We start from the raw sequence: 23,572 nt of genomic DNA on the forward strand, positions 1-23,572 counted from the left end.
GCCTTTGTCATTGCATCTGCTGCTTCGATTGCTGCTGTAAGTCCTCTTGTTTCTACCATTCCTAATGCCTGCTGTGCCATTTTATATTCCTCCTAAACTTCTTCTACATAAATTTTATTGGGTTTTCCTTTATCTAAACCAGATAATTTTAACATTTTCTCTGTATCTTGTGTTGGTCTTGCGATCTCGTATTCGTTTACAACGCCTGCGAGCTGCTCCGCTCTCGCTTTTGCTGCCTCCAGTGCGGCTTCCACATCGGACACGCTTCCGCGGAACTTTACCATAACGATCAGAGGTACAGGTAATTCGTCTGCATTTGCCGGTTTATTCTTATCAAAGGTCTCAAGCCTTACATTGCCTGCCTTGCATCCGGCATCTGCCGCTGCGAATGCAGTCGCAAGTCCGAAAACCTCTAACATGCCTACTGCTTCTCCCATTTGTTTCTCCCTCCGTGGGATTGCTGTTATTTGTTAACGATCGCGATCTTTAAGCCTTCCATCTTTAAGTTTGTCTGATGTGCTTCATTGATCTGCTCCAGCGGGAACTCATGTGTGATGAGGTCATCCATCGGAAGTCCGATCGCTTTTGCTCTCTTCAAGAAATCAAATGTTGTAGCGTAATCTCTTAAAGTATATACCCAGGAACCAACTAATGTGATTTCCTTAGAGCACAGGTCAAAGTGCGGATTGATCGTTGCATCTCCACCATTGATGAAGAATCCTAACTCACAAAGTCCGCCGCCGTTTCTGATAAACTTGTAGATGTTAGCATGTGCAACAGGTGATCCTGTACACTGGAATGCAAAGTCTGCCGGATGTCCGTCGAATGCAGCCTTTACTCCGTCTGCCAGGGCTTCGATTCCCTTGAAATCCTTGAAGTTTACAGATCTCTCTGCACCCATTCTCTTAGCGAAGTCAAGTCTCTTCTGCTCTCCGTCTACCGCAACGATGTTCTCGATTCCCATGGTACGCAGTACTGCGATACAGATCAGACCGATCGGTCCGCATCCCTGTACAACAACCCTGCTGTTGAATCTTAAGATTCCTGTTGTCTTAGCTCTCTCTACAGCATGGATTAATACTGCACAAGGCTCGATCAGGATTCTGGATTTCAGGTCAAGGTCACTTACGTTAAATACAGTAGAACCTTCGCGGATCAGTATGTAATCTGAGAACCATCCGTTTAAGTGGATGTCGTCATCCGGAAGAAGTCCGTATACATCAGCGCCGCCGACATTCTGTTTGTTCAGGTCATACATTGTGATGTCCGGGTCATCCTTGAAGATCATACAGGTAACGACCTTGTCTCCGACCTTCAGTTCTTTTCCGGCGCTGTCGCGCTTAACATTCTTACCCATCTTCACGATCTCACCAGTTCCCTCGTGTCCGAGAACAACCGGGATGAGTCCGAATGGATCTCTCTTGAATTCATGAGCGTCTGTTCCGCAGACACCGCATCCTTCTACTTTAACAAGGATATCTCCGTCGCCAAGCTCCGGGATCGGATATTCCTTGATGTCATAGTGTTCCAAAGCTGTCAGCATAGCCACGTGAGCTGTCTTCGGGATCTCACCTGATGCTGTTGTATTTGCAGCAGGAGCAATCTTCTTGTCCAGCATACTTTCCAGTACCTGTTTAACGACTGCTTCTACATTTGCAGAATTCATTTCCATTTTATTTCCTCCTGTCTTAGCGAATGCACAGACTGTCTGTCATTACGCAGCGTCTTCTCTTTGTAAATGAGCTTGCACTTGTAAGTCCTTCGCCTGTACGGCTTGCAATGGTAAATGTACAGAAGCCTTCGCCTCCGAATCCGATCGCTGCGTAGGATGGACCGTTCTTTACAAGAATCGCTGTGTCGATCGCTTTTGCATATTTTGTGATGTTGTCAATGTTCTTAGAATGGATATGTGCGGAATGTCTGTTGCCGTGCTCCAGCCAGACAGCCTGCTCAACCGCATCGTCAAAGTCTTTTGCTCTTACGACGCCTAAGATCGGCATCATCAGCTCTGTGGCGATCAGCGGGTGTTCCTTCGGTCCTTCAAATGTGATGCATCTGATGTTGTCCGGAACGGTCACTCCGATCATTCCCAGAAGAGTCTTCGCATCTCTTCCCACGCATTTCCTGTTCAGTCTGCCGTCCTTTAAGACAACAGCTGTCAGTGCATCCTGCTCTTCTTTTGAAGCCAGGTAGCATCCCTGCTCGGAAACCATATAGTGCATCAGTTCATCCACGATGGAATCGACTGCGACGATCTCCTTCTCGGCGATACATGGAAGGTTGTTGTCGAATGTACATCCATTCACAATGTCTTCTGCCGCTTTACGGATATCTGCTGTCTCATCTACAAGTGCCGGCGGGTTGCCTGCCCCTGCTCCGATCCCTCTCTTGCCTGATGACAGGACTGCGGTAACAACTCCCGGTCCGCCTGTTGCTGCGATCAGGTGGATATCTTTATGCTTCATCATGATGTTGCTGGAGTCCAGCGTTGGTTTTTCTACTGTGCAGGCGATGTTGTCAGGTCCGCCCACTTCCATAGAAGCCTCATTGATCATGTTGATCGCATAGATCGATGTCTTGATCGCTGCCGGATGCGGGTTGAATACGACTGTGTTGCCGCCTGCCAGCATTCCGATCGTGTTACACAGAACCGTCTCACTCGGGTTGGTACATGGTGTGATCGCTCCGATCACTCCGAATGGTCCCATCTCGATCAGTGTCAGTCCTCTGTCTCCTGACCATGCAGTCGTTGTGATATCTTCCGTTCCCGGTGTCTTCTCAGCAACTAACTGATGTTTCAGGATCTTGTGTCCGACATTTCCCATGCCTGTCTCATCTACACCCATGCGGGCGAGAATCTCGGCATTCTCTATTGTCTTCTTCCTGATGTTTGAAATTATCTTCTCTCTTGCGTCCATGGACATCTTAGCAACGATCTTCTGCGCCTTCTTGGACGCTTCGATCGCTTCGTTCATGTCGGCAAATACGCCGTGGCTTCCTGTTACATCGGAAGCGATCTGCATCTTTGCCATAACTTCCTGAACAATGTCCTGGACCATCTGTTCATTTACAGACACGCTAATACCTCCTCAAAAACTTCTTTGCCATAGGCCGCGATGGCTGTATCCTGTTCGGCTGTGCCGCCGCTGACTCCCAGGGCTCCGACTATTTTTCCATCTGCTTCCAGCGGTTCTCCACCGCCAAATATTACGATCTTGCCTTCATTCGTAAACTGGATTCCGTATAAAGGCTGTCCCGGCTGGCTTAATCGGCTAAGCTCATCCGTGGACATCTTGAGGCTCGCTGAAGTAAATGTCTTATTGATTGCAATGTCAAAACTTGCTATGTAGGCATCATCCATGCACTGAACCGCAACAGGTCTCCCTGCCTTATCAGATACGGCAATGACTGCATTCACACCCATATCGGCGGCTTTTGCCTTCACCCTTTCGATCAGGGCGTTGGCAGCCTTAAGGGTCATCTTATGCTTATTGCATCTGCAGACATGGCCTGCCGCATGATGTTGATGTCCGCCGCTTACTTTCATCTGGTCCAACACCGCTTTGACGGCATTGGTAATTTCCTGTTCATTCATAGCAGTCCCCTATTTTAGATTACAGTCCTAACTGATCCATAACTTTCTTTGTGATGGATGCAACTAAGTCAGCGTCTGCAGAAGCTGAAGGTGCGCTCTGGCTGCATGATCCGCCGCAGCTGTGGCAGCTTGGCTTACCAGCTTTTGCGTTCGGGCATACATTTGCAGGATGCTTTCCCGGAAGTCCCATCTGTCTTCTGATCTCATACAGCTTGTCCATCTGCTCTTTGTTGAATTCCTGTGGCTCGCCAAGCATCTTTGACTGATACAGAAGACGTGCATAGAACTCTAAGGACTCCATCTTATGATATGCATTTAACAGAGAGTTAGAGTAAGCAAGTGCTCCGTGGTTCTCAAGAAGTACTGCATCAAAATACTGTAAGTGCTCAGATACTGCATCCGGGATCTCCATAGTAGAAGGTGTACCATATTTTGCGATCGGAACACATCCAAGTGCGATAACAGCCTCCGGCATGATCGGCTGTGTCAGAGGAATACCACAGATTGCAAATGTTGTAGCGTACAGTGGGTGAGCATGTACCACCGCGTTAACGTCCGGTCTTTCTTTATATACACGCATGTGCATCTTGATCTCTGAAGAAGGCTTGAATCCCTTGTTAGCCTGAAGCACATTTCCTTCTGCATCTACTTTACAAATATATTCTGGTGTCATGAATCCTTTGCTTACCCCTGTCGGTGTGCACAGGAATTCGTTGTCATTCAGTTTTACAGAGAAGTTTCCATCGTTAGCAGCAACCATACCACGGTTGTACACTCTTTTTCCGATTTCACACATTTCTTTTTTGATTTCGTATTCGTTTTGCATCCTTTTTTTCCTCCTTGGATTCTTACAAACAAAACTTGTTTTTGTTTTATGTTGTTTCTAACTCGATATTACCACATAACCCCACAACAGTCAACTTGTTTTTATGTTGGATTTGTTGTAATTTAGACTTTTTCGCCGTCTTCCTCCATTTCCCACGGAAGTACATCCCCATCCTCCTTTAAATACTCCAGAATTTCCGGGATTCCCTCGTAATTTTTAGAGTCTACATAGAAGATTTTCTTGCATCCCGTGAGCCTTAACCACCTTTCGGCACGTTCTACATCTGCCTTCTCATCGTGTATCTTTGTCACGATCCCAATCACCTCCCGGTTACACATGGACGTGCAGCACGGCGGATAAAGAGAATAAGGCTCTGTGGCCGATAACAAAAGTCCTACCACATCAGCTTCATAGGAATACAGTGCAAGTGCGTATCCCAGATGCTTTGTCTGGGCGTATTCGCCTGGAGTGTCTATGATAACATCGAAGTTATTCACATATTGAGTCTTATGATACTGGATCTTTTCACCTTTTAATGCCTGCGTTAGTGTGGTTTTTCCACACTCGCTCCGGCCCATCAATACGATTTTCTTCATTGTCCTTAAGTCCTTGTGATCTCACATACGGAGAAGCCCATCTTTTCCTTTACATAATCCAGTACCGCACGGATCGCTGCCTCCACCTCGGAAATCGTGCCTGTCACGATCAGTGTACCGCTGAAACGGTCCACAAATCCCAGTTCAATTCCCGCCGCCTTGGTTGCTATATCGGCCGCTATGATTGCGGTCTCGGCCGGGCTGATGGTCAGAATTCCGATGGCAGACTTGCTGTATTCCACCCTCGGGTCCAGCCCCAGCTTCTCATATAATATGATGTCAGGGCTTGCGATCAAATGGGCGATCGTAATCTCTTTGCCGGGGACCAGCTCCTGTACGATCCGCTCCGGCATCTGCTCATGATTCATCTCTCTTAACCTCCTATCTGACACTCTACATCGGATGCCCGGGAAGCAGTTTCCAGCAGCATCTCCATCTTTTCATTGGACGGCGGCTCTACATCTCCCATGAGATAAGTTCTTCCCAGTCCCACGTATTTGTCCTGTCCCAGTCTGTGGTACGGCAGAAGATGCAGCCTTTTTACATTTCCAAGCCTCTTTGTATATTCTGCAATATCCCGGATCTCCTCCGCGGTATCATTAAAACCCGGGATCACCGGAACACGGATACTTAATTCTGTCATACCCGACTGTGCGATCTTCATCGCATTCTCTAACATCAGTTCGTTGGATCGTCCTGTAAATTCCTTATGCTTCACAGGATCCATATGCTTGATGTCCAGAAGATACTGATCTAAATAAGGAAGAATCCCTTCGATCACCTGATAACCGGCGCATCCCATACTCTCCAGCGCAGTGCTGATCCCGGCCTCATATGCGGCCCGCAAAAGTGCGGCTGCAAACTCCGGCTGGCACAGGCTCTCTCCGCCCGACAATGTCAGGCCTCCGCCTGTTCTGCGGTAATAGGTCCGATCCTTCTCGACCGTCTCCATGACCTCTTCCACTGTGACATCTCTTCCGATGATCTTCTCTTCTCCCTGCACCTTCATCGTCTCGATCTCATAGCTCTGAGACTCCGGATTGCAGCACCAGCGGCATCTTAAGACGCAGCCTTTTAAGAAAACGATGGTCCGGATCCCGTTGCCGTCATGGATCGAGTACCTCTGTATATCAAATATGCGACCCTTTGTCTTTAAATAATCGTCCATGCTGTCTTCCTTCCTAGAATCCCTGCTCTGTCCTGCGGATGATATCATCCTGGAGCGATTTGGACAATGTGGTAAATAATGCACTGTATCCGGCAACCCTGACAACCAGGTGCTTGTACTGCTCCGGGTGCCTCTGTGCATCCAGAAGTGTCTCGCGGCTTACCACATTAAACTGCATATGGCTTCCCTTCTGGTCAAAATAGGAACGCACCAGGCCGACAAAATTCTCAAGTCCCCTGCGTCCGCTTAAGGCGGAAGGATGAAACTTCTGATTAAATAAGGTACCGTTTGACGCGATATAATGATCCAGCCTGGATACTGAATTTGCTGCGGCTGTGGGTCCGTTCACATCCTTGCCGGCTGACGGGGATACTCCGTCGGCAACCGGTGTATGTGCCAGACGTCCGTCCGGTGTAGCCCCGGTCTGCGCTCCCAGCGGCACGTTGGCCGATACCGGGTAAAGCCCTGCCTGGAACATTCCGCCTCTTGGATTTCTATACTGAAGAAGCGGCTTCGTATATGTATAAGCAACATCTCTCGCAAATGCATCCACTTCCGGGATGTCGTTGCCAAACTTCGGTACTTCCTCAATGAGCCTTAAGATCCTCTCGCCGTTTTCCTTCACTTCCGGTGACTCTGATGCAGCTACAACTGTCTTAAGGATCGCCGCAACCTCCCGTTCGGTGACGGCCTGTCCGGCCTCCTTCATGCTGCCCGCGATCTCAGCTGTGATAGAAGCGATATCCTCGCTGCTTAATCCCTTTCCATAATTGGTAGCCAGGGCTTCCTTCAACTCCTTCATAGTGATCTTCTTCTCATCATACACCAGCTTCTTCACTGCATATAAGGAGTCTGCCATGTTCGCCACTCCAAATCCCTGGGGGCCGGTAAAGTTGTACACTGCCCCGCCTTCCTGGACCGTCTTTCCCCGCTTTAAGCAGTCATCCACCATGGAGGAAAGGAACGGAAGCGGACATCTCTCTGCATGTGCCATATCGATCGCATTGTCTGCATTGACTAAAAGCCGGATCGCATAGTCCATCTGAGCTTTGTAGGCATCGTAGAATTCCCCGAAGGTCTTCATTTCCTCTACCCTGCCTGTCTTAGGTCCGATCTGGACACCTCGATCCATTCCATTGCTGAATACCAGCTCCAGCGGTCTGCACATATTGAAAAATGCAGCGTCATGCCATCCTTCTGTCTTTCCCGCCTTCTGTGGTTCCACGCAGCCGATGATATTATAATCCCTCGCATCTTCCATGGTCAGTCCACGGCTTACCAGTGACGGGATGATCACCTCATCGTTGTAATATGCCGGAAGACCGATCCCGGTCCTGGTCAGTTCAGCCGCCTTGATCAGGAATTCATGGGGGGTGCCGTTCCATACCCTGACGGATAAGGACGGCTGCGGAAGGAAAACATGCATGGAGGCCTGGATACTCATGAATGAAAGGTCATTAGTCACATCCACCCCTTCTTCATTCTGTCCCCCTGCGATCAGGTTCTGGAACAGGCTGTATCCGGCAAATCCTTCCGCAGAAACCGCATCACGGCATTTATTCAAATCATTTAACTTCACCCAGATGCAGTCCATCAATTCCTGCGCAGACTCCCTCGTGATCCTGCCGCTGTCCAGATCCTTTTTATAATAAGGATACATATACTGGTCAAACCTTCCCGGTGAGATGGAATGGCCGCTGGACTCCAGCTGAAGCAGCTGCTGTACGAACCAGAACGACTGGCAGGCCTCATAGAAACCAGATGCTCCCTTCTCCGGTACATTCGCACAATTCTGTGCGATCACAAGCAGCTCCTTCTTTCGTGTCATATCAGAACACTTCCCGGCCTCTTCCAAAGCCAGTTCTGCGTAACGTCTTGCATATGTGATCACAGCATCGCAGCTGATCATCACTGCTTCCAGGAATCTGGATCTCTTCTGATAGTCTCCGTCAGCCAGAGAAAGCTTTGCCAGTTCAGCCTGAGCTTTCTCTTTAATTCCCGAAAACCCAATCGCTAATACTTCATCATACTTCACAGTCACATGGCCAACACCATTATAGAAATAATTGCCCGGTGTAAAAATATTGTGTTCCATAGCAATCAGTGTCTCCGGCTCCATATATGAGGTTGCCAGTTCACTGGTTGTCTTGCCCTTCCAATATGCATTCGCTTCCTTTAGCTCTTCCTTCGTCTTCTCAGAAATATAGAACGGGTCTGCGGATCTCGTCTCTACAGTATCAAACTCCGCTTCCAGCCATTCATAAGAAAACTCCGGATATGTCTGACATCCTCTCGGTGCGATCGTTGTACTTCCCACGATCAGTTCCTGGTCTCGTATCACGATCGGTATGTTCTCCAGAATGTGCAAAAAAGCCTTTGCACGCCGGATGATCATCGGTTCATTCTCGGTCTGTCTGTAGGACTCCGTGATCAGAACTGCTCTGGAAGATTCGATCTCAGGCATCTTTGCATACAGATCCTCGACAAGCTTGGATATTCGTTCTGATTTCGGTATATCCGTGCTGTCATAGGTATATAATCCCATTCGCCGTGTCACTCCTTTCCTTATATAAATAGCTCTTCGATAACACTGTTTCTATTTATATACTTATCGCCCCGGGCAGAAGCTAATCCTTCTTTACCCAGTTATTTTTATTATACTCTTACAGCCCCTATAAGTCAACGCAAAACAACATTTCTCGCACAATTTCCCCCACAAATTCAACATAACCCAACACATTATCTGTTGTTTTTGTTTGTTTTTAATGGTGTTTCTGTCAGTTTCATATTGACAAACAGGTTCAAATCACGCATACTATATATCAGAAGTTTAACAAAGAAATTTACTGCTCTGGAGATACGCTTTTATATCAGCAGTAAAAGAAAGGCCTGTAGCTTATGTCTGTACCAGAATTCGATATACATACACATACAATTGCAAGCGGCCACGGCTCTGCTGCCACGATCACTGACATGGCAAAGGCTGCAGCTGCCCACGGTTTAAAAATGCTGGGAATAACCGATCACGGCCCCGCTACGTTAGGAGGAGGGCGTACTTCTTATTTCCGCAGTCTTGCCTATGCACAGCGTACCCGTCTTGGCGTAGAGATGATGTACGGGGCAGAAGTCAATATTCTGGATAATAATGGGAAGCTTGATCTGGAAGACTCCATATTGGATAAGCTGGATTACGCGATTGCCAGTGTCCATAAGCCGGTTAAGAAGCCCGGCACAAAAGAAGAGAATACAAGGGCCTATATCGCAGCGATGCAGCACCCCAAGGTACGCATCATCGGTCACTGTGATGATGTAAAGTATCCGGTCGATCACCTTGCACTCGTAAAAGCCGCAATGAAATATGACGTTCTCCTGGAAATCAACAACAGCTCCTTAAGCCCCGACGGATACCGCGGCGATACAAGGTTCAACGACCTGATGCTTTTGCACCTGTGCCGTCACTTCCACTATCCTGTCATTCTGGCAAGTGACAGCCACGGAACAAAGCATGTGGGAGACTTTGAGCATGCCCTTAAGCTGGTCAAACTCGCAGACATGCCCGACTCCCTTGTTATGAACTATTCCCTGAAAGCCTTCAAGTGCTTCCTTGGGAGGTAATCAAAGAATCCTCTGAATCGGACTTTTAGAATGTAAGCTTCATACGATATCGTATGAGCCTGGCATTCTGAAGTCCTATTTTTTCACAAAAATTCTCAGGGATCTCCTCCTGCTGATTCACGATCAGCTCGTCTAATGTGACATCCACAATCTGGCTGAGCGCATAAAAATTATCCAACGACGGAAGCGTCCTGCCGCGGAACCAGCCGTAAACCGACTGGGGGCAGCTCAGTCCTAATTGACGGCACAATCCCTTCACAGGTATCTTCTTAAATCTACAGATAAAGCGCAGCCAGTTACCGGTCCTTTCCATATTAATTCCAGGATAATTCTTTTTCTCCATCTGATCATCTCCCTTTTGTAAGATATTTCATTGTACCTTCTGTATGATCCTCGTATGTATGCACCCTATACTCTCTGATTTCATCATAACACACACAACAAATATTTATCCACTATTTCCTTTGTCAAGCAGTTTGTAACTCAATGACGCAGGATTTTTTTTGATGTACAATAGAAAAAAAGAACTTCACCAAGGAGAAAATCATGAATTCCTTTCATTTTGAAGATATACCGCTAGAATCCATCATTAATCAGGCTTCTGTCCCTGACCCTGCTTTGAACCGCCAGGGGTGCTATACACGCAGGGACTTCTTACAGTATCCGGCCCATTCACGTGTGCAGCTGATCAATGGCTTTCTGTTCATACCGCCTCCGGTACCTGCCATACACCAGCGCATCATTACTGAGTTATTATATCAGTGTACCCGATACCTTAAGGGAGACCGCCTGCCCTTCAAAGCAGTCAGTGCACCTGTCCGTTTTTTCCGGGAAGAGGACGAAAGAACTGTACTGCTTCCGGACCTGGCTGTCGTCCGCTATCCAGACAGTATTCTAAGTCCCGATATCTCCGTGCTTCCTGATTTTGCCGCCGAAGTCACGACCCGGGACACCCATTGTCTGGATCATACGGTAAAGCCTTGGATATACAAAGACTGGGGAGTGAAGGAATACTGGATCATCAATCCTTCGATGTCCAGCATAGAAATCTATCTTTTTGCAGATGATCCAAGCGGCGCTGCTAAGACATATGTCTTTGGCAATTTGATCCCTGTCAGGGCATTTCCCGGCCTTCTTATAGATACGTCAGAATTTCTTTAAAATCTGAGACTGAAGAGCTGTTTTAAACGTCTCATTCCTTTTAGCGCCAAGATCTTGAAAGGAATTTTTGTCAAACAAAAAGCCGTCCCTAGTCTCTACACCGGTCTATTCAGATCTGCGCAGCGAAAAGGAACGGCTTTTCTCCGCATTCGGCGGAGAAGTCCTTCTGACTATTTTTCTATACATTATTCTGCAGCTTTTGCTGCAGACCCGCCCCGTTAGGGGCATGTATTACGGTGTGCCCTTTGGGTATAATACCTTCCGGTTATACTCTCTTAGAAAGTACCTCTTCCTCATACTTCTCAACCTCTGAGAACCAGCCTTCTGCCGGAACACCGCACTGTGCACAGTATTCTTCCCAGATGTCACCGATCGGAAGAGTCTTACACTGTTCCATTACAACCATCTTCTTACTGAACTGATTTGTATCCTGAAGCTCTTTCAACAGGGCACTTGGAGTACACAATGCATTCAAGAGAGCCTTCTGGAAGCTTCTGAATCCTGTGATCCATGCAGAAACACGGTTGATGGATGCATCAAAGTAATCCAGTGCGATATAAGTACGGTCCAGACCGTCACAGCGTACGATTTCCTGAGCGATCTCTTTTGTCTCATCATCATACAGTACTACATGGTCAGAATCCCAGCGGATCGGACGTGTTACATGGAGTGCGATCTCAGGGAAGAATGTCAAAAGCGCCGGAATCTTATCAGATACGACCTCTGTCGGGTGATAATGTCCATTATCCATCAGCGGCAGACATTTGTCCATGTTCGCAGCCGCGTAGCTTAATGCAAATTCAGCAGAACCAACTGTATAAGCCTCAACACCGATTCCAAATACCTTAGACTCTACACAAGGTTTTACCATCTTCGGATCGTATGGCTCGGAAAGGATCTCATCGATAGACTCTTTATAACGCATTCTTGGTCCCATACGGTCAGCAGGAACATCCTTATATCCGTCGCCTGTCCAGATATTCATAACACAAGGAATCCCTGTCTGCTCTGCGAAATAGCTGGAAATACGGATGCAGGCTTTTCCATGCTCGATCCAGAATCTTCTTGTTTCTTCATCCGGGCTTGAGAGCGTCAGCCCGTCTTTTACCTTATCATGTGAAAAGAAGGTCGGGTTGAAGTCCAGTCCCATTCCTCTTTCTTTCGCAAAGTCTACCCATTTCTGGAAATGCTTTGGCTCTAATTTGTCACGGTCAACAAATTCGCCATCCTCAAAAATCGCATAACTTGCATGTACATTGATCTTTTTCATACCCGGCATCAGGCTCATAGCCTTGTCCATATCAGCAAGCAATTCTTCCGGATTCCTTGCCTTTCCGGGATAATTTCCAGTTGTCTGGATTCCGCCTGTCAGAGGGCCGTCATGGTCAAAGCCTGTTACGTCATCCCCCTGCCAGCAGTGCAGAGATACAGGAACGTTTTTGCACTTCTCAATTGCAGCATCTGTGTCTACACCTAACTTTGCATAAATCTCTCTGGCTGATTCATATCTTTCTCTTGTTGTCATGATAAATCTCCTCCTTATTTCAAAGGGGTCTGACCCCTTTGCACTCCATTGTCAGAATTGTTTTCCTTTTTCATCATAGTTCACGATATCAAAGGAACGGTTAATGCAGCTTCTTGCCTCCGGCAGGCTTGCAAACACGCCGTCATGCAGCATCTGTACGGTAATGTTGCCGATTGCAGTAGCCTCTGTCGGGCCCGCAGATACCTTCTTGCCTGTATATCTGGCAGTCAGTTCGTTCAGATATCCGGCATTTGCGCCGCCTCCGATCACATATATCGTGTCGTATGTATTGCCTGTAGCCGCTTCGATCTCGCGGACGGTATCCCCGTAACATTTTCCCAGGCTGTTATAGATCACTGCTGCGATCTCTCCCACTGTCTTGGGTACCGGCTGGTTTGTATTCCTGCAGAAATCCTGTACGGCCCGGATCATGCTGTCCGGCGCAAGGAAACAGTCATCGTTACAGTCCACGATAGAGGTGATATCCTCCTTGGATGCTCTCTCGCAGATCTCCCCAAAGGACAGATCTTCTTCGAATTCCTTCTTCACGGACTGGATCATCCATAATCCCATGATGTTCTTCAAATAACGGTAACGGTGGTCATATCCGCCTTCATTGGTGAAATTAGCCTTCATGCTTTCCATGGAACATTCCGCTTCTTTTCTCTCAATCCCCATCAATGACCATGTTCCTGAACTGATATAGATCGCATTGTCATCATTGGTCGGAACCGCAAGAACAGCAGACCCTGTATCATGAGTTGCCGGAAGAACTACGGTACAATCAAATCCCACCTCTTCCTGGATCTCTTTTGTAAAATTCCCTACCACTGTCCCCGGCATGGAAACCGGACGAAACATCTTCGAATTATATCCCAGCATATCGATCAGCTCATAATCCCAGTCGTTCGTCTTAGGATCGATCAGCTGTCCTGTTGTGGCGTTGGTATATTCCATCCTCTTTTCGCCTGTCAGCAGGAAATGGAAATAATCCGGGATCATGAGTATTGCCTCAGCCTGCTCCATATACTCTGGGTGAGTCTCCTTCACAGCCATCAGCTGGTAAATCGTATTGAAGATCTGCTTCTGGATCCCGGTCCTTGCATAGAGATCCTCCAGAGAAATCTTCTCGTAAACCTTCTGGTCCATCCCGTTTGTACGGCTGTCGCGGTATCCTACTGTGTCCCCAAGAATCTTGTCGTCTTTATCAAGCAGCACGTAATCCACACCCCAGGTGTCGATTCCCATAGAGACCGGAATCTTGCCAAGTTCCTTACACTTCTTTAAACCGTTCTTAATCTCAGTGAACAAGCGCTCCACATCCCAGCAAAGAGTACCGTCCTTATTATCCATTCCGTTCGGAAAACGGTATACCTCCTCAAGCTGCATCTTTCCGTCTTGCATGGAAGCGAGCATGTGGCGTCCACTGGATGCCCCAATATCAACGGCCAAATAATACTTCTCCATTTTGTGCCTCCTTTATATCTATTCAAATCTACCCTTATTATAATTGTTGAAAGCTGACAAAAAAAGGACGCTATTTATCTAAAATAGTGTCCTTATTTGCAGTCTTTCCCGGCTATCCTGTCTTTATCCTCCTGCACTCCCTATCTCCCAAACACATGTCTCAGGAAATTCACCGAGTTTCTGGCATCTTCGTCCAGCTTCGCAAGATCAGCACCGGGCAGCATTTCCCTCCAAATCTTGATATCGCTTCCGATTCCGCCTCCTGTCAGCACAAAAGGCTCCATGACCACACTCCCGTCATAAGCCACCCGATCCAGCGCTTTCCCGATCTCTGCCCACGGGATATTGCCTTTTCCCGGAACTCTTCTGTTATTTTCACCCACATGGAAGTGTCCCAGTTTATCTCCAGCTGTCAAGATCGCATCCACCATGCTGTCCTCCTCGATATTCATATGAAATGTATCCAGCATGACCTTGACCGCGGGCGTCCCTACTTCCTCCACAAACCGCACGGCCTCCTTTGCAGTATTCAGCAGATATCCCTCAAACCGGTTCAATACCTCCAGACAGTAGTCCACTCCGCAGTCTCCCGCGATCTTTGAGACAGTCCGTACATTCTTCACGCTTCTCTCCCAGTCGCCCTGTTTATCGATGGGCTTGGAATAATCCACCGGCCAGTATGAATAAATACCGCCGCCCAGCGTATGGATATCCAGATATTCCAGCTTTTTTAAAATATCCGTATAAAACTCAATCGCATGTTTAACGACCGCATCATCGGCAGAACCAAGATTCTCACTTGCTGCCGGTCCGTAGCCCGCCGTAAGGGTCATGTCATACTCCCTCGCCGCATCCCGAAACCTGTTAAGGCCTGCCTGATCGATGTTCTTTAAGGCTGCGCAGGAAAGCTCCAGGATATCGAATCCCAAATCCTTTGCCTTCTTGATATAGCTTGCCTGATCTGCATCCCATTCCTTTTCCCAATATGCAAAATAAATCCCATATTTCATTGTTCTTACCTCCCTCTATCTGATCTTTTACTTTCCATTTGTTTCTTTTCCCTATTCTCCGCCTATTTTTCTGACAGAATATTTTCTGACTGCTTACTCTTCTTACAGCCCGCTTTTCTCTATTGACTGACAAGGCCGGCCAGTAATTTATTTCCATAGAAATACTCTTCTGTGATCCCGCATTCCCCGATACATCTGGGATTTGGAACTCCTTTCTTCTGATCGCCATGATAGTCTGATCCGCCGGACATGATCTTCACTTCTGCCTCGTAATTTTCCCGGATATATTTCTCAATCTCCCACTTCGCAAGAGGTCCGTCATAGCTGGTCTTATCATAAGTATAGCAGGCCTCTATCCCATCCAGTCCCGCTTTTACAAGCCTGTCCATATAAGTCCTGCGATCCATCTCTTCCTGTCCCTTCACCACGATATCACTGATTAAAAACGGATGCGCCAGTATGGCAATCCCGCCTGTGCGGTGGACCTCCCTGATCACCTTTACAGGATCGGGCTTTCTGCGCCTGATCTGGTAGTTCTGCGTATTCTTCACAAGCAGCTTAGCCTCCCCCCAGCTTTTCGCATAACCTTTTTGGGCCATTAATTCAAAGATCATCTTCTTAAGGACATGCTGCTCTTCAATAGGCTTCCCTCCATTATAGAGGACTTCATCCCAGGTGATCTGCATCCCGTCCTCATTCAGGCGTTCAATCAGCTTCTTGTACCCTTCTGCTCTGGATACGGCCACCTCCTTTTCAAGGTTTATAAACCATTCATCCTCCCAATCACACCCAAGGCAGATGATATGTACGTCCTCCACCTCCGTATCGCAGGAAACCTCCGTTCCCAAAAGTAGTTTCACGCCCAGAGACGCCGCAAAATCTGTCAGCCTTATTTCCTTCCCCTCTTCATCTGTATCACGATCCCTGGGCACAATATCGTGATCTGTCAGTGCCACTATCCTCACACCGCTCTCCGCCGCTCTTTTGATCACTTCTCTTGGGGTATCCGCTCCATCAGAACGTGTCGTATGTGTATGAAGATCACATGCATAATCTGCCTGTATCACTCTTATTTCACACTCCTTTCATTCATATGCTGTCCATGATAACTCTGCTTTCCCAGTCAATTTATATCTGCGTTATATATAGAAAAAGCAGGAACGCTCCCGCCCCCGCTTCTCCTACATCTTTTCTCTGTATTCTTTGGGGCTCATCCCATACTTTTCCTTAAACTTACGGTAAAAATAACTGGTGTTATCATATCCCACCGATTCGATGATATCCAGAATCGGCAGCGTACTGCTGCCTAAAAGATAAAGAGCCTGGTTCATCCGCTTTGCCTGTAACAGCTCCTTATAGGTCTTGCCTGTCCTTTTCTTTATCTCTCTGCTGAGCCAGTATACATCATATCCCATCATATCCGCCAGCTCGGACAGACTTCCATTTTTATAATGCTCCTCCACATAACTGAGCACAACTCCTGTCAGCTCCTTATCAGACCGGCTGCTGCCCGTCTCCATTTTGTCCATATAATTTAAAAGCTGGAGCAGCAGAAGCCCCATCGTGATCTGGTTGCAGCTCCTTATGTTAGACAGGTCATAAAAGATCGTCCAGACCATATTTTCCACCAGGTTCTGGATCGGAAGGATATCGGCAACATGAAAGTAGAGATAAGAGGTCACATCATTTTTCCCGCAGAGTGAACCGACCAGAAACTCCTTGAGCAGATTATCCTCCTCCCCCATCATGGAGAATGCCGTGTTAAAAAATTCCGGCAGGATGATAAAATTCACCGCAATATCTTCTTCTTTCGCCGGAAGGATCTCCTGCACCGCATTCTGGTTCAAAAACAGCAGATCTCCTTTTTCCAATGTCACCTGATCCCCGTCAATGATATGGCTGGTCGATCCCTGACACATGTAGATGACCTCCACATAATTATGGCGGTGCTTCGGGAAATGCACAAACCGGGTGTGGGGCCTTACCTGGATCAGTTTTCCTTTTTTTAGAAGCTTTTCACAGTCTACGATCAGCTCCTTCTTTTCCGTGTACAGATGAGGATCGATCCCATCCCTTCCGGCCAGGATCTTTCGTTCCTCCTCTGTGATCACCGATAATTCCTTCAAAAGCTCAGAATGCATCCACTCACCTATTTCTCATCTGCGATTTCTCTTGTCAGTTCCATATATTCCGCAGCGCTCCTGCTGCTCTTCTTGTATGCCATGATCGGCGCGTTGTTGTCCTGTGACCATTCGATACCACTGTCCACCCGGATATAAGTATCAAAAACCTTTACATGTTCCAGCTGTCTCAGGGACTCTAATGTCTGCTTGAAATAATTCTTCCTTGTATCTACCTTCGTGATCACGATCCCGCCCAGTTTCAGGTCAGGAGTGATCTGCTTTACCTCCTCCAGGAATTCGAACATATTTCCCAGGCCGAACAGCCCCCACGGAGTCGACTCCACCGGAATGACCACCTCATCAGAAGCACATAAAATATTCATGACCCATCCCCCCAGGGTCGGAGGTGCATCGATCAGTATGTAGTCATATTCCCCTGACTCTTTGATCTTGGAAAGACATTTTCTCAAGATAAATTCTCTCTGCCATTTTGTAAATAATTCATACTCAATGGAGCTCATTAATGTAGAAGACGGGATCAGATCAAGGTCTTCATACGGTGAATTCACGATATATCCCGTCAGATCATCCTGTCTTTTGATCCCCTCATACAGATTCTTATCCCCCTGTGCAAATGCAAGCACCTGGTCTTCATCAAAAAGCGACAGTGAAAGATTCAGCTGCATGTCCCCGTCGATCAAAAGGACCTTTTTCCCAAGCTGGGTCAGCCCATATCCCACATTGGAGCAAGTCGTTGACTTCCCACTCCCTCCTTTGTTATTCGCAAAGCATATCACTTTCGTCTTTCTCATCTCGTACCTCCTGGAGGATTTGCAAAGGGGTCTGACCCTTTTGCTCTCCATTTTCAGAATATTCTAAAGTTAGCCCCGCAGGGCGTCCCGTAACTCATGCCTTTCGGGCGGATCTACAGCTTCGTAGTAAAATAAAGTATAGACAATTCATTTCTATCCGTTTACCATTATATCATGATTGATTCTTCTGTAAAACGCTCTTTTCATTTCTTCATAGCTGCCCCCGGGTCCTGCCATCAGCCACATAGCCTTGGTGAGGGTTGCCTCCAGGGTCATGTCATAGGTCTCCAACAAATCAAAGTCTTGTTTTACTTTCTTTCCGACTTCATATACCATCATGTTACTGCCTTCCTTTACCACCTGGGTAGCCACGATCGCTAATTTGCCACGGGATTCCCAGTCTTTCATGACCTCGTAGAATTTATCTACCAGATACTCAGGAATTCCGCCGACCCCAAAGCTCTCGATCACGATGCACTGGTACTTTTCAAAGACATATTCCAGAATCTCAGGATCCAGACCAGGGATCAGCTTTAGTACATAGATACTATTGTTCATTTCATGATAAAACTGAACACTGCCCTCATATTCCTTTGGCGGGATATACCGGATCACCTTCTGATCCTGGATAATAGCCGGATAGGGGAAATTAATGCTGGAAAATGCATTGTAGCTTTTCGCCCGTTCTTTCTTCGCCCGGGTGCCGACTATGACTTTCCCGTCAAACACGATGTTGACGTCCCGGGAACCATCATCCGCAGCATAGATGAAGCTGTCCAGCAGGTTGATCCTGGCGTCCGTATTCTCTACATCGATCGGTTTTTGTGCACCTGTGATCACGATAGGCTTTCTGGAATTCTGGATCATATAAGACAGGGCTGCCGCCGTATAAGCCAGTGTATCTGTCCCATGGCACACAACGAAACCGTCATATTCTTCATAATGCTCCTCGATCGCCTGGCTTACCATGCTCCAGTGCTTCGGTGTAACATTGGTGCTGTCCACATTACACACCTGGATCGTGTGCACCTCACAAACCTCTTTCACATCCGGGATATATCCCACCAGCTCTTCCGGCGTGATCCCCGGGCTTAACCCGTCATCTGTACGCTTGCAGGCGATAGTTCCTCCCGTCCCCAGCATCAGAATTCGCTTTTTCATCAATCTCTGCCTCCTTTATATTTCTCCGCTGTTACCACTCCAGTGAAGCAGGCTCACTGCCAAAATTCTTCTCCACAAGGATACAGTATTCCTCAAAAGCCGGAATGCCTTTGAATTCTTCCTTCAAGGCATCCCTAATCCCCTTATAATACCATCCGATCGCAGCTTTACTGTTCATCCTGAAACGCTTCCAGAGCTCTTCTCCAAAAACCGGATAGTCCCGGTCAATATCCCTCATATTGGACAGCTTATCCGCCAGCCCGATCATCTGGACCTCTTTCGGTGCCGACTTCATATGATGGATGGTCTTCCCTTTGCGTTCCTCCCAGGATCTGGACTTATCCTCGCTCTCCTGGCGGACCATAGCTGCCACCCGTTCTCCAAATCTTGTTCTTAAAATCTCTTCCGTTACTCCGCTGCAATCCTCGATCGTATCATGAAGTACTGCCGCACAGATCACCTCTTCATCCTGCGTCATAGTTGCCACAATATCTGCCACTTCAATTGGATGCACAATATATGGGCGCTTTGTCCCTTTCCGAAACTGTCCCTCATGTGCCTTTGTTGCAAATTCAATGGCTTCATCAATCATTCTTAGGATCCTCCTCAATGCCTTCCCGCAGTCTGGCCTTTTCCTTCTTATGGAACAAACCATAGATACACGGTACCACAAATAGTGTTAACACAGTTCCATATATGAGACCGCCGATTGTTACGATCGCCATCGGCTGGACCATATCCGCTCCCGAGCCAAATCCCAGTGCCATCGTTGACAGCCCCAGGATCGTTGTAAGCGCCGTCATGATAATCGGGCGCAGCCTCGTCCTTCCTGCTTCCACCAGAGCCTCCTGCTGCTCCATCCCCAATGCAGTCAGCTGGTTTGTATAATCAATGAACACAATACCATTATTTACAATAATTCCGGATAACATAACAAATCCTACCATCGCAATGACACTGACCGGACTTCCCGTCATCCACAATCCGAACAGTCCCCCGGTAAATGCCAGGGGCACCGTAAACATGACAATAAACGGTGATCTTAAAGACTGGAACTGGGCTACCATGATCAGATACATGAACACAACCGCAAGCCCCAGCATTTTCAGCAGCTCTGTCATAGTCTCATTGATCGTCTCGTCCTCACCCTTCATCTCCATGGTGTAACCTTTGGGAAGGTCATATTTCGCCAGCGCCTTCTCCACACGGCCGCTTACCAGTCCAATATTATCCCCCTCATCCACCTCTGCTGTCACGTTGATATACCGGCTCTGTGCATCCCGGGAAATCGACTGCAGGCCGCGTCCTGTTTCAAAGGAGGCAATCTCCTTTAATGCCACCTGTTCCTGAGTGCCATCCTGCTTTGTCACGTTCAGCTTCATATTCTGGATGGCTTCGCGGGTCAGGTCCTGATTCTTCTGCTCTGCAACAACGATCCCTATGGATGCGGTATCTGTATCCAGATTTGTCATCGAAGCCGGGTCTTTAAGCTTTTTCGCAAGTTCCTGGTATACCTGGGCTACAGTCAGATTATGTGAGATTGCTTTTCCTTTCTCTACCACGATCCGAAGCTCCTCCGTCGTTTCATCCATTCCGTCGGAAACATTTTTTGTTCCCTTTACATCCTTCAAAATCGCTGCCACATCTTTTGCAGCCTTTTGGAGCTGGTCCAGATCCCGTCCTTTGATCTGGACAGAAATACCTGATGAACCAAGGGCACTCATATCCATATTCGACATACTGATGGATAACTCCAGCCCTTCCTTTTTTGCGATCTTCTCGATCGCCTTTGAAAGCTTCTCATCAGACATCGTCCTCTTCTCGGTGAGCAGCGCGTAGAATTCCACTTGATTCGAAACGGTTGTTCCACCGCCCATCATGCCGCCGCTCATCGCCATTCCGCCGACATCTCCGATGTCCTTTAGCTTCTGTATTTCTGCTGTAAACTGATCAGCCGCCCTGGACGTATCCTCAAGAGAGGTTCCCTTTGGCGTGGTGATCGACATACTAATCTGTGTACTCTGCATAGACGGCATAAATGCGGTTCCCCTGGACATAGCGAGCACTCCGCTTAATACAAACAGTGCCGTCGCTCCAACCAGTACCACCGGTTTAAAACGCAGAGCCGTTCGAAGCAGTTTTTCATAAGCGCCCTTCAAATGCTGGAAGAATCCTGATTCCTTCTGCTCAGTTCTCTTAAGCGTTCCTGCAGACATCATCGGTACCAGCGTCAGTGCCACAACAAGACTCGCAAGCAGAGAATAGGCAATCGTCAGTCCCATGTCGACAAATAGCTGTCTTGCGATCCCTTCTGTAAATACGATGGGAAGGAATACACATACTGTGGTCAGAGTAGATGCCATGATCGCACCTGCCACCTGCTGTGCGCCTTTGATCGCAGCCTCCTTTGCTGATGCATGTTCCTCATTTCTCATACGGTAGATATTCTCGATGACAACGATCGAGTTATCTACCAGCATCCCGACTCCAAGCGCCAATCCCGAGAGGGAAATGACATTCATCGTCACTCCGCTGAAATACATCAGGACAATGGCCGTCAAGATACTGATCGGGATCGAACATGCGATCACAAAGGTCGGCCGGATATCTTTCAGGAACAGCAGAAGGATCAGAATCGCCAGGATCGCACCGAAAACAAGGTTCTGTAAAACAGAGCCGATGACCATATCGATATAGACGCCCTGATTCATCAGGATGACCACGCGGATATCCTGATTTTCCTTTTGGATCTGTTCAAAACGCTCCAGGATCCGGTCCGTCACCTCCCCGGTAGAGTAGCCCGTCTGCTTCTGTACCTGGAACAGGATCCCGTTCTCACCATTTAGCTTTGCATAGGTCTCGTCTGCATCATCGATACGCTCCACATCTGCCACATCGGACAGCTTGATAGGGCTGATCCCCTCCATGTCTACCAGCACGAGATTATTTAACTCTTCTATAGAAGTGAACTTATCGCCCACCCGGATCAGATAATCAATGCCATCCTCATTCACATAGCCCGCCGGCATATTAAAGTTCTGCGCACTTAGGACGCCCTGTATCGTCTCTGCTGTAAGCATGGACTTTACATTTGCACTTGCTTTTGCCTGTTCCTTGGCTTTTTTGAGTTCTTCTTCTTTTCCTTTGATCTCCGACTCACCGACTGCCAGCTGCGCAGAGGCCTGGCTCATCGTAAGGGCCGCCTCTAACTGCGCCGTGCTAAGCTGTGCCCTGGCCTGTGCCAGACTGAGGTTTCCCGCCGTAAGCTGCTCCTGAACCTGCTCTAACATAGCTCTGGCTTCTGAAAGCTCTGCCTGCTTGTCCGCGATCGTCTGTCTTCCCTGCGCTGCCTGTGCAAGCCCCTGCTCGATCGCTGCCATGGACTCGTCGTATTGTTCTAGAAGAGCAAGCTTTCCTGCCAGTGTGGCCCTGGCGATCAAAAGCTCCTGTGTCTCCCCATTTTCTTCAATGGCCTGCAGGACCTGCTGATATTCTGTCTCGATCTGCTCTCTGTTTGCATTTAAATCTTCCAGCTCCTGCTTCTGCTCATTCAAAGACTGCTCGCTGGCATCGATCTGGGCCTGAAATTGCTCCAGAGCGGCCTCGGCAACCTCCAGTTCACTCAGCTTCGTATTGACTTCCAGCTGTCCCTGCGTCAGTTCGGCATCACTCTGAGCCAGCTGCTCCTCTGCCTGGGCCATCTGTCCGGATGCAGCACTTTTGCCTGCCTCCATCTGGGCTTTTCCGTCCTCCATCTGGGCTTTGGCCTGGTTCAGCGCATCTGTCGCCTCCGCAAACTTTTTATCCAGCTGGTTTTGTACCGAGCTGTCCACACTGCTTACCTTATCCTCTTTCACCGTAATACGGATGGTTTCCTCTATATCTCCAACAGTTGTGACAGAAGCAACCCCCTCCAGGCTTTCGATCTCAGGAAGCACTTTTTCCTTGATCACCCGCGTCGTCTCTGCGGCTTCTGCCCCATCCACACTGACTGCCGGGATCATGACCGGCATCATGGTCGGGTTCAGTTTCATGATGATGGGATTCCCCACCGTGTCGGGCCAGTATCCGCTGATCTGATCCAGACTTTCACGCATCTCTATGGTTGCTGAATCCATATTGGCAGTCTGTTCAAATTCCAGGATAACTGTGGATGCATTCTCTCTGGATGAAGAACTGACATGACTGATATTACTGATCGTAGACATCGCCTGTTCCACCGGCTTCGTCACTGTCGTCTCCACCTCCTCCGGGCTTGCCCCCGGATAAGTCGTCATGACAACGGCATAAGGGAGATTCATATCCGGCAGAAGGTCCACTGTCATTTTGTCGAAGGATACAAACCCCAGAATCAGAATTAATACAACAGCCACAACTACTGTATAGGGTCTCTTTACGCTGAACTTAGATAACATTATGTCTACCTCTTTTTCTACTTTTCACTGGGCATGGCCTCTTGCTGCCAGCCCTGCCGGGCTTGTCCTGTCTGACCGGCAATAAAACTAGCAGCCGC

22 protein-coding genes are annotated in these 23,572 nt (G+C 48.0%); 2 read left to right on the forward strand and 20 right to left on the reverse strand.

The features are described 5' to 3' along the window. The 10 genes from AC4OGX_RS10595 to AC4OGX_RS10640 form a co-directional block, all read right to left on the reverse strand. Positions 1-80, reverse strand: an 80-nt coding sequence (locus AC4OGX_RS10595) for a BMC domain-containing protein (protein WP_493330441.1), incomplete at its 3' end; no start/stop codon positions are given. 12 nt (positions 81-92) lie between these two features. After that, positions 93-437, reverse strand: a complete 345-nt coding sequence (locus AC4OGX_RS10600; protein ID WP_493330384.1) for a BMC domain-containing protein — start codon at positions 435-437, stop codon at positions 93-95. A gap of 26 nt (positions 438-463) precedes the next feature. Beyond that, positions 464-1,672, reverse strand: a complete 1,209-nt coding sequence (locus AC4OGX_RS10605; protein ID WP_493330385.1) for a zinc-dependent alcohol dehydrogenase — start codon at positions 1,670-1,672, stop codon at positions 464-466. A gap of 16 nt (positions 1,673-1,688) precedes the next feature. After that, positions 1,689-3,077, reverse strand: a complete 1,389-nt coding sequence (locus tag AC4OGX_RS10610) for an aldehyde dehydrogenase family protein (protein ID WP_493330387.1) — start codon at positions 3,075-3,077, stop codon at positions 1,689-1,691. Next, a complete protein-coding gene (locus AC4OGX_RS10615; protein ID WP_493330388.1) occupies positions 3,068-3,595 on the reverse strand; it encodes a GlcG/HbpS family heme-binding protein in 528 nt (175 codons plus the stop codon). Before AC4OGX_RS10615 ends, AC4OGX_RS10610 begins: the two co-directional genes overlap by 10 nt. Positions 3,596-3,614: 19 nt before the next feature. After that, positions 3,615-4,421, reverse strand: a complete 807-nt coding sequence (locus AC4OGX_RS10620; protein ID WP_493330390.1) for a class II aldolase/adducin family protein — start codon at positions 4,419-4,421, stop codon at positions 3,615-3,617. Positions 4,422-4,543: 122 nt separating this feature from the next. Beyond that, positions 4,544-5,017: a EutP/PduV family microcompartment system protein gene (locus AC4OGX_RS10625; protein ID WP_493330392.1), complete on the reverse strand. Its 474-nt coding sequence runs from the start codon at positions 5,015-5,017 to the stop codon at positions 4,544-4,546. A 5-nt stretch (positions 5,018-5,022) separates the two neighbouring features. Continuing rightward, positions 5,023-5,385: a BMC domain-containing protein gene (locus tag AC4OGX_RS10630; protein ID WP_493330393.1), complete on the reverse strand. Its 363-nt coding sequence runs from the start codon at positions 5,383-5,385 to the stop codon at positions 5,023-5,025. Between the two features lie 5 nt (positions 5,386-5,390). Beyond that, entirely contained in the window at positions 5,391-6,185 is a 795-nt protein-coding gene (locus AC4OGX_RS10635) for a glycyl-radical enzyme activating protein (protein ID WP_493330394.1), read from the reverse strand. Between the two features lie 13 nt (positions 6,186-6,198). Next, positions 6,199-8,730 carry a glycyl radical protein gene (locus AC4OGX_RS10640; protein ID WP_493330395.1) on the reverse strand — a complete coding sequence of 844 codons (2,532 nt, stop codon included), beginning with the start codon at positions 8,728-8,730 and terminating at the stop codon, positions 6,199-6,201. Between the two features lie 353 nt (positions 8,731-9,083). Between AC4OGX_RS10640 and AC4OGX_RS10645 the strand changes: the two genes are divergently transcribed. Next, positions 9,084-9,800: a phosphatase gene (locus AC4OGX_RS10645; RefSeq protein ID WP_493330396.1), complete on the forward strand. Its 717-nt coding sequence runs from the start codon at positions 9,084-9,086 to the stop codon at positions 9,798-9,800. A 25-nt stretch (positions 9,801-9,825) separates the two neighbouring features. On the opposite strand, the gene AC4OGX_RS10650 is transcribed toward AC4OGX_RS10645, so the two are convergent. Next, positions 9,826-10,143, reverse strand: coding sequence for a helix-turn-helix domain-containing protein (locus AC4OGX_RS10650; RefSeq protein WP_493330397.1), 318 nt, complete (start codon positions 10,141-10,143; stop codon positions 9,826-9,828). 203 nt (positions 10,144-10,346) lie between these two features. On the opposite strand from AC4OGX_RS10650, the gene AC4OGX_RS10655 reads away from it, so the two are divergent. Beyond that, complete coding sequence (locus AC4OGX_RS10655) at positions 10,347-10,961, forward strand: Uma2 family endonuclease (RefSeq protein ID WP_493330398.1); 615 nt, start codon at positions 10,347-10,349, stop codon at positions 10,959-10,961. A gap of 265 nt (positions 10,962-11,226) precedes the next feature. Here the strand turns inward: AC4OGX_RS10655 and AC4OGX_RS10660 are convergent, their stop codons facing one another. The 9 genes from AC4OGX_RS10660 to AC4OGX_RS10700 all read right to left on the reverse strand — a co-directional run bounded on the left by AC4OGX_RS10660 (position 11,227) and on the right by AC4OGX_RS10700 (position 23,474). Beyond that, complete coding sequence (locus AC4OGX_RS10660) at positions 11,227-12,486, reverse strand: L-rhamnose isomerase (protein ID WP_493330399.1); 1,260 nt, start codon at positions 12,484-12,486, stop codon at positions 11,227-11,229. A 51-nt stretch (positions 12,487-12,537) separates the two neighbouring features. After that, positions 12,538-13,953 (reverse strand): rhamnulokinase, encoded by a 1,416-nt coding sequence (rhaB, locus tag AC4OGX_RS10665; RefSeq protein WP_493330400.1) that lies wholly within the window; start codon positions 13,951-13,953, stop codon positions 12,538-12,540. A 140-nt stretch (positions 13,954-14,093) separates the two neighbouring features. Continuing rightward, entirely contained in the window at positions 14,094-14,963 is an 870-nt protein-coding gene (locus tag AC4OGX_RS10670; RefSeq protein WP_493330402.1) for a D-psicose 3-epimerase, read from the reverse strand. A gap of 119 nt (positions 14,964-15,082) precedes the next feature. Further along, positions 15,083-16,030 (reverse strand): PHP domain-containing protein, encoded by a 948-nt coding sequence (locus AC4OGX_RS10675; RefSeq protein ID WP_493330403.1) that lies wholly within the window; start codon positions 16,028-16,030, stop codon positions 15,083-15,085. Between the two features lie 114 nt (positions 16,031-16,144). After that, entirely contained in the window at positions 16,145-17,104 is a 960-nt protein-coding gene (locus tag AC4OGX_RS10680) for an AraC family transcriptional regulator (protein ID WP_493330404.1), read from the reverse strand. 8 nt (positions 17,105-17,112) lie between these two features. Continuing rightward, the gene (locus AC4OGX_RS10685; RefSeq protein WP_493330405.1) at positions 17,113-17,898 is read right to left on the reverse strand and encodes a ParA family protein; all 786 of its coding nucleotides are present in this window, start codon (positions 17,896-17,898) and stop codon (positions 17,113-17,115) included. Positions 17,899-18,051: 153 nt separating this feature from the next. After that, entirely contained in the window at positions 18,052-19,059 is a 1,008-nt protein-coding gene (locus AC4OGX_RS10690; RefSeq protein WP_493330406.1) for an asparaginase, read from the reverse strand. Between the two features lie 31 nt (positions 19,060-19,090). Next, positions 19,091-19,651 carry an HD domain-containing protein gene (locus tag AC4OGX_RS10695; protein WP_493330407.1) on the reverse strand — a complete coding sequence of 187 codons (561 nt, stop codon included), beginning with the start codon at positions 19,649-19,651 and terminating at the stop codon, positions 19,091-19,093. After that, positions 19,644-23,474: an efflux RND transporter permease subunit gene (locus AC4OGX_RS10700; RefSeq protein WP_493330409.1), complete on the reverse strand. Its 3,831-nt coding sequence runs from the start codon at positions 23,472-23,474 to the stop codon at positions 19,644-19,646. The genes AC4OGX_RS10695 and AC4OGX_RS10700 overlap by 8 nt, the downstream gene beginning before the upstream one ends. Positions 23,475-23,572 lie beyond the last annotated feature (98 nt).

Source organism: Faecalicatena sp., assembly GCF_058819085.1.

Excerpts from the sequence above, each read along its gene's own strand:
- AC4OGX_RS10600 (WP_493330384.1), bottom strand. The coding sequence starts at position 437 with ATGGGAGAAGCAGTAGGCATGTTAGAGGTTTTCGGACTTGCGACTGCA.
- AC4OGX_RS10605 (WP_493330385.1), bottom strand. The coding sequence starts at position 1,672 with ATGGAAATGAATTCTGCAAATGTAGAAGCAGTCGTTAAACAGGTACTG.
- AC4OGX_RS10615 (WP_493330388.1), bottom strand. The coding sequence starts at position 3,595 with ATGAATGAACAGGAAATTACCAATGCCGTCAAAGCGGTGTTGGACCAG.
- AC4OGX_RS10620 (WP_493330390.1), bottom strand. The coding sequence starts at position 4,421 with ATGCAAAACGAATACGAAATCAAAAAAGAAATGTGTGAAATCGGAAAA.
- AC4OGX_RS10625 (WP_493330392.1), bottom strand. The coding sequence starts at position 5,017 with ATGAAGAAAATCGTATTGATGGGCCGGAGCGAGTGTGGAAAAACCACA.
- AC4OGX_RS10630 (WP_493330393.1), bottom strand. The coding sequence starts at position 5,385 with ATGAATCATGAGCAGATGCCGGAGCGGATCGTACAGGAGCTGGTCCCC.
- AC4OGX_RS10635 (WP_493330394.1), bottom strand. The coding sequence starts at position 6,185 with ATGGACGATTATTTAAAGACAAAGGGTCGCATATTTGATATACAGAGG.
- AC4OGX_RS10640 (WP_493330395.1), bottom strand. The coding sequence starts at position 8,730 with ATGGGATTATATACCTATGACAGCACGGATATACCGAAATCAGAACGA.
- AC4OGX_RS10645 (WP_493330396.1), top strand. The coding sequence starts at position 9,084 with ATGTCTGTACCAGAATTCGATATACATACACATACAATTGCAAGCGGC.
- AC4OGX_RS10650 (WP_493330397.1), bottom strand. The coding sequence starts at position 10,143 with ATGGAGAAAAAGAATTATCCTGGAATTAATATGGAAAGGACCGGTAAC.
- AC4OGX_RS10655 (WP_493330398.1), top strand. The coding sequence starts at position 10,347 with ATGAATTCCTTTCATTTTGAAGATATACCGCTAGAATCCATCATTAAT.
- AC4OGX_RS10660 (WP_493330399.1), bottom strand. The coding sequence starts at position 12,486 with ATGACAACAAGAGAAAGATATGAATCAGCCAGAGAGATTTATGCAAAG.
- rhaB (WP_493330400.1), bottom strand. The coding sequence starts at position 13,953 with ATGGAGAAGTATTATTTGGCCGTTGATATTGGGGCATCCAGTGGACGC.
- AC4OGX_RS10670 (WP_493330402.1), bottom strand. The coding sequence starts at position 14,963 with ATGAAATATGGGATTTATTTTGCATATTGGGAAAAGGAATGGGATGCA.
- AC4OGX_RS10680 (WP_493330404.1), bottom strand. The coding sequence starts at position 17,104 with ATGCATTCTGAGCTTTTGAAGGAATTATCGGTGATCACAGAGGAGGAA.
- AC4OGX_RS10685 (WP_493330405.1), bottom strand. The coding sequence starts at position 17,898 with ATGAGAAAGACGAAAGTGATATGCTTTGCGAATAACAAAGGAGGGAGT.
- AC4OGX_RS10690 (WP_493330406.1), bottom strand. The coding sequence starts at position 19,059 with ATGAAAAAGCGAATTCTGATGCTGGGGACGGGAGGAACTATCGCCTGC.
- AC4OGX_RS10695 (WP_493330407.1), bottom strand. The coding sequence starts at position 19,651 with ATGATTGATGAAGCCATTGAATTTGCAACAAAGGCACATGAGGGACAG.
- AC4OGX_RS10700 (WP_493330409.1), bottom strand. The coding sequence starts at position 23,474 with ATGTTATCTAAGTTCAGCGTAAAGAGACCCTATACAGTAGTTGTGGCT.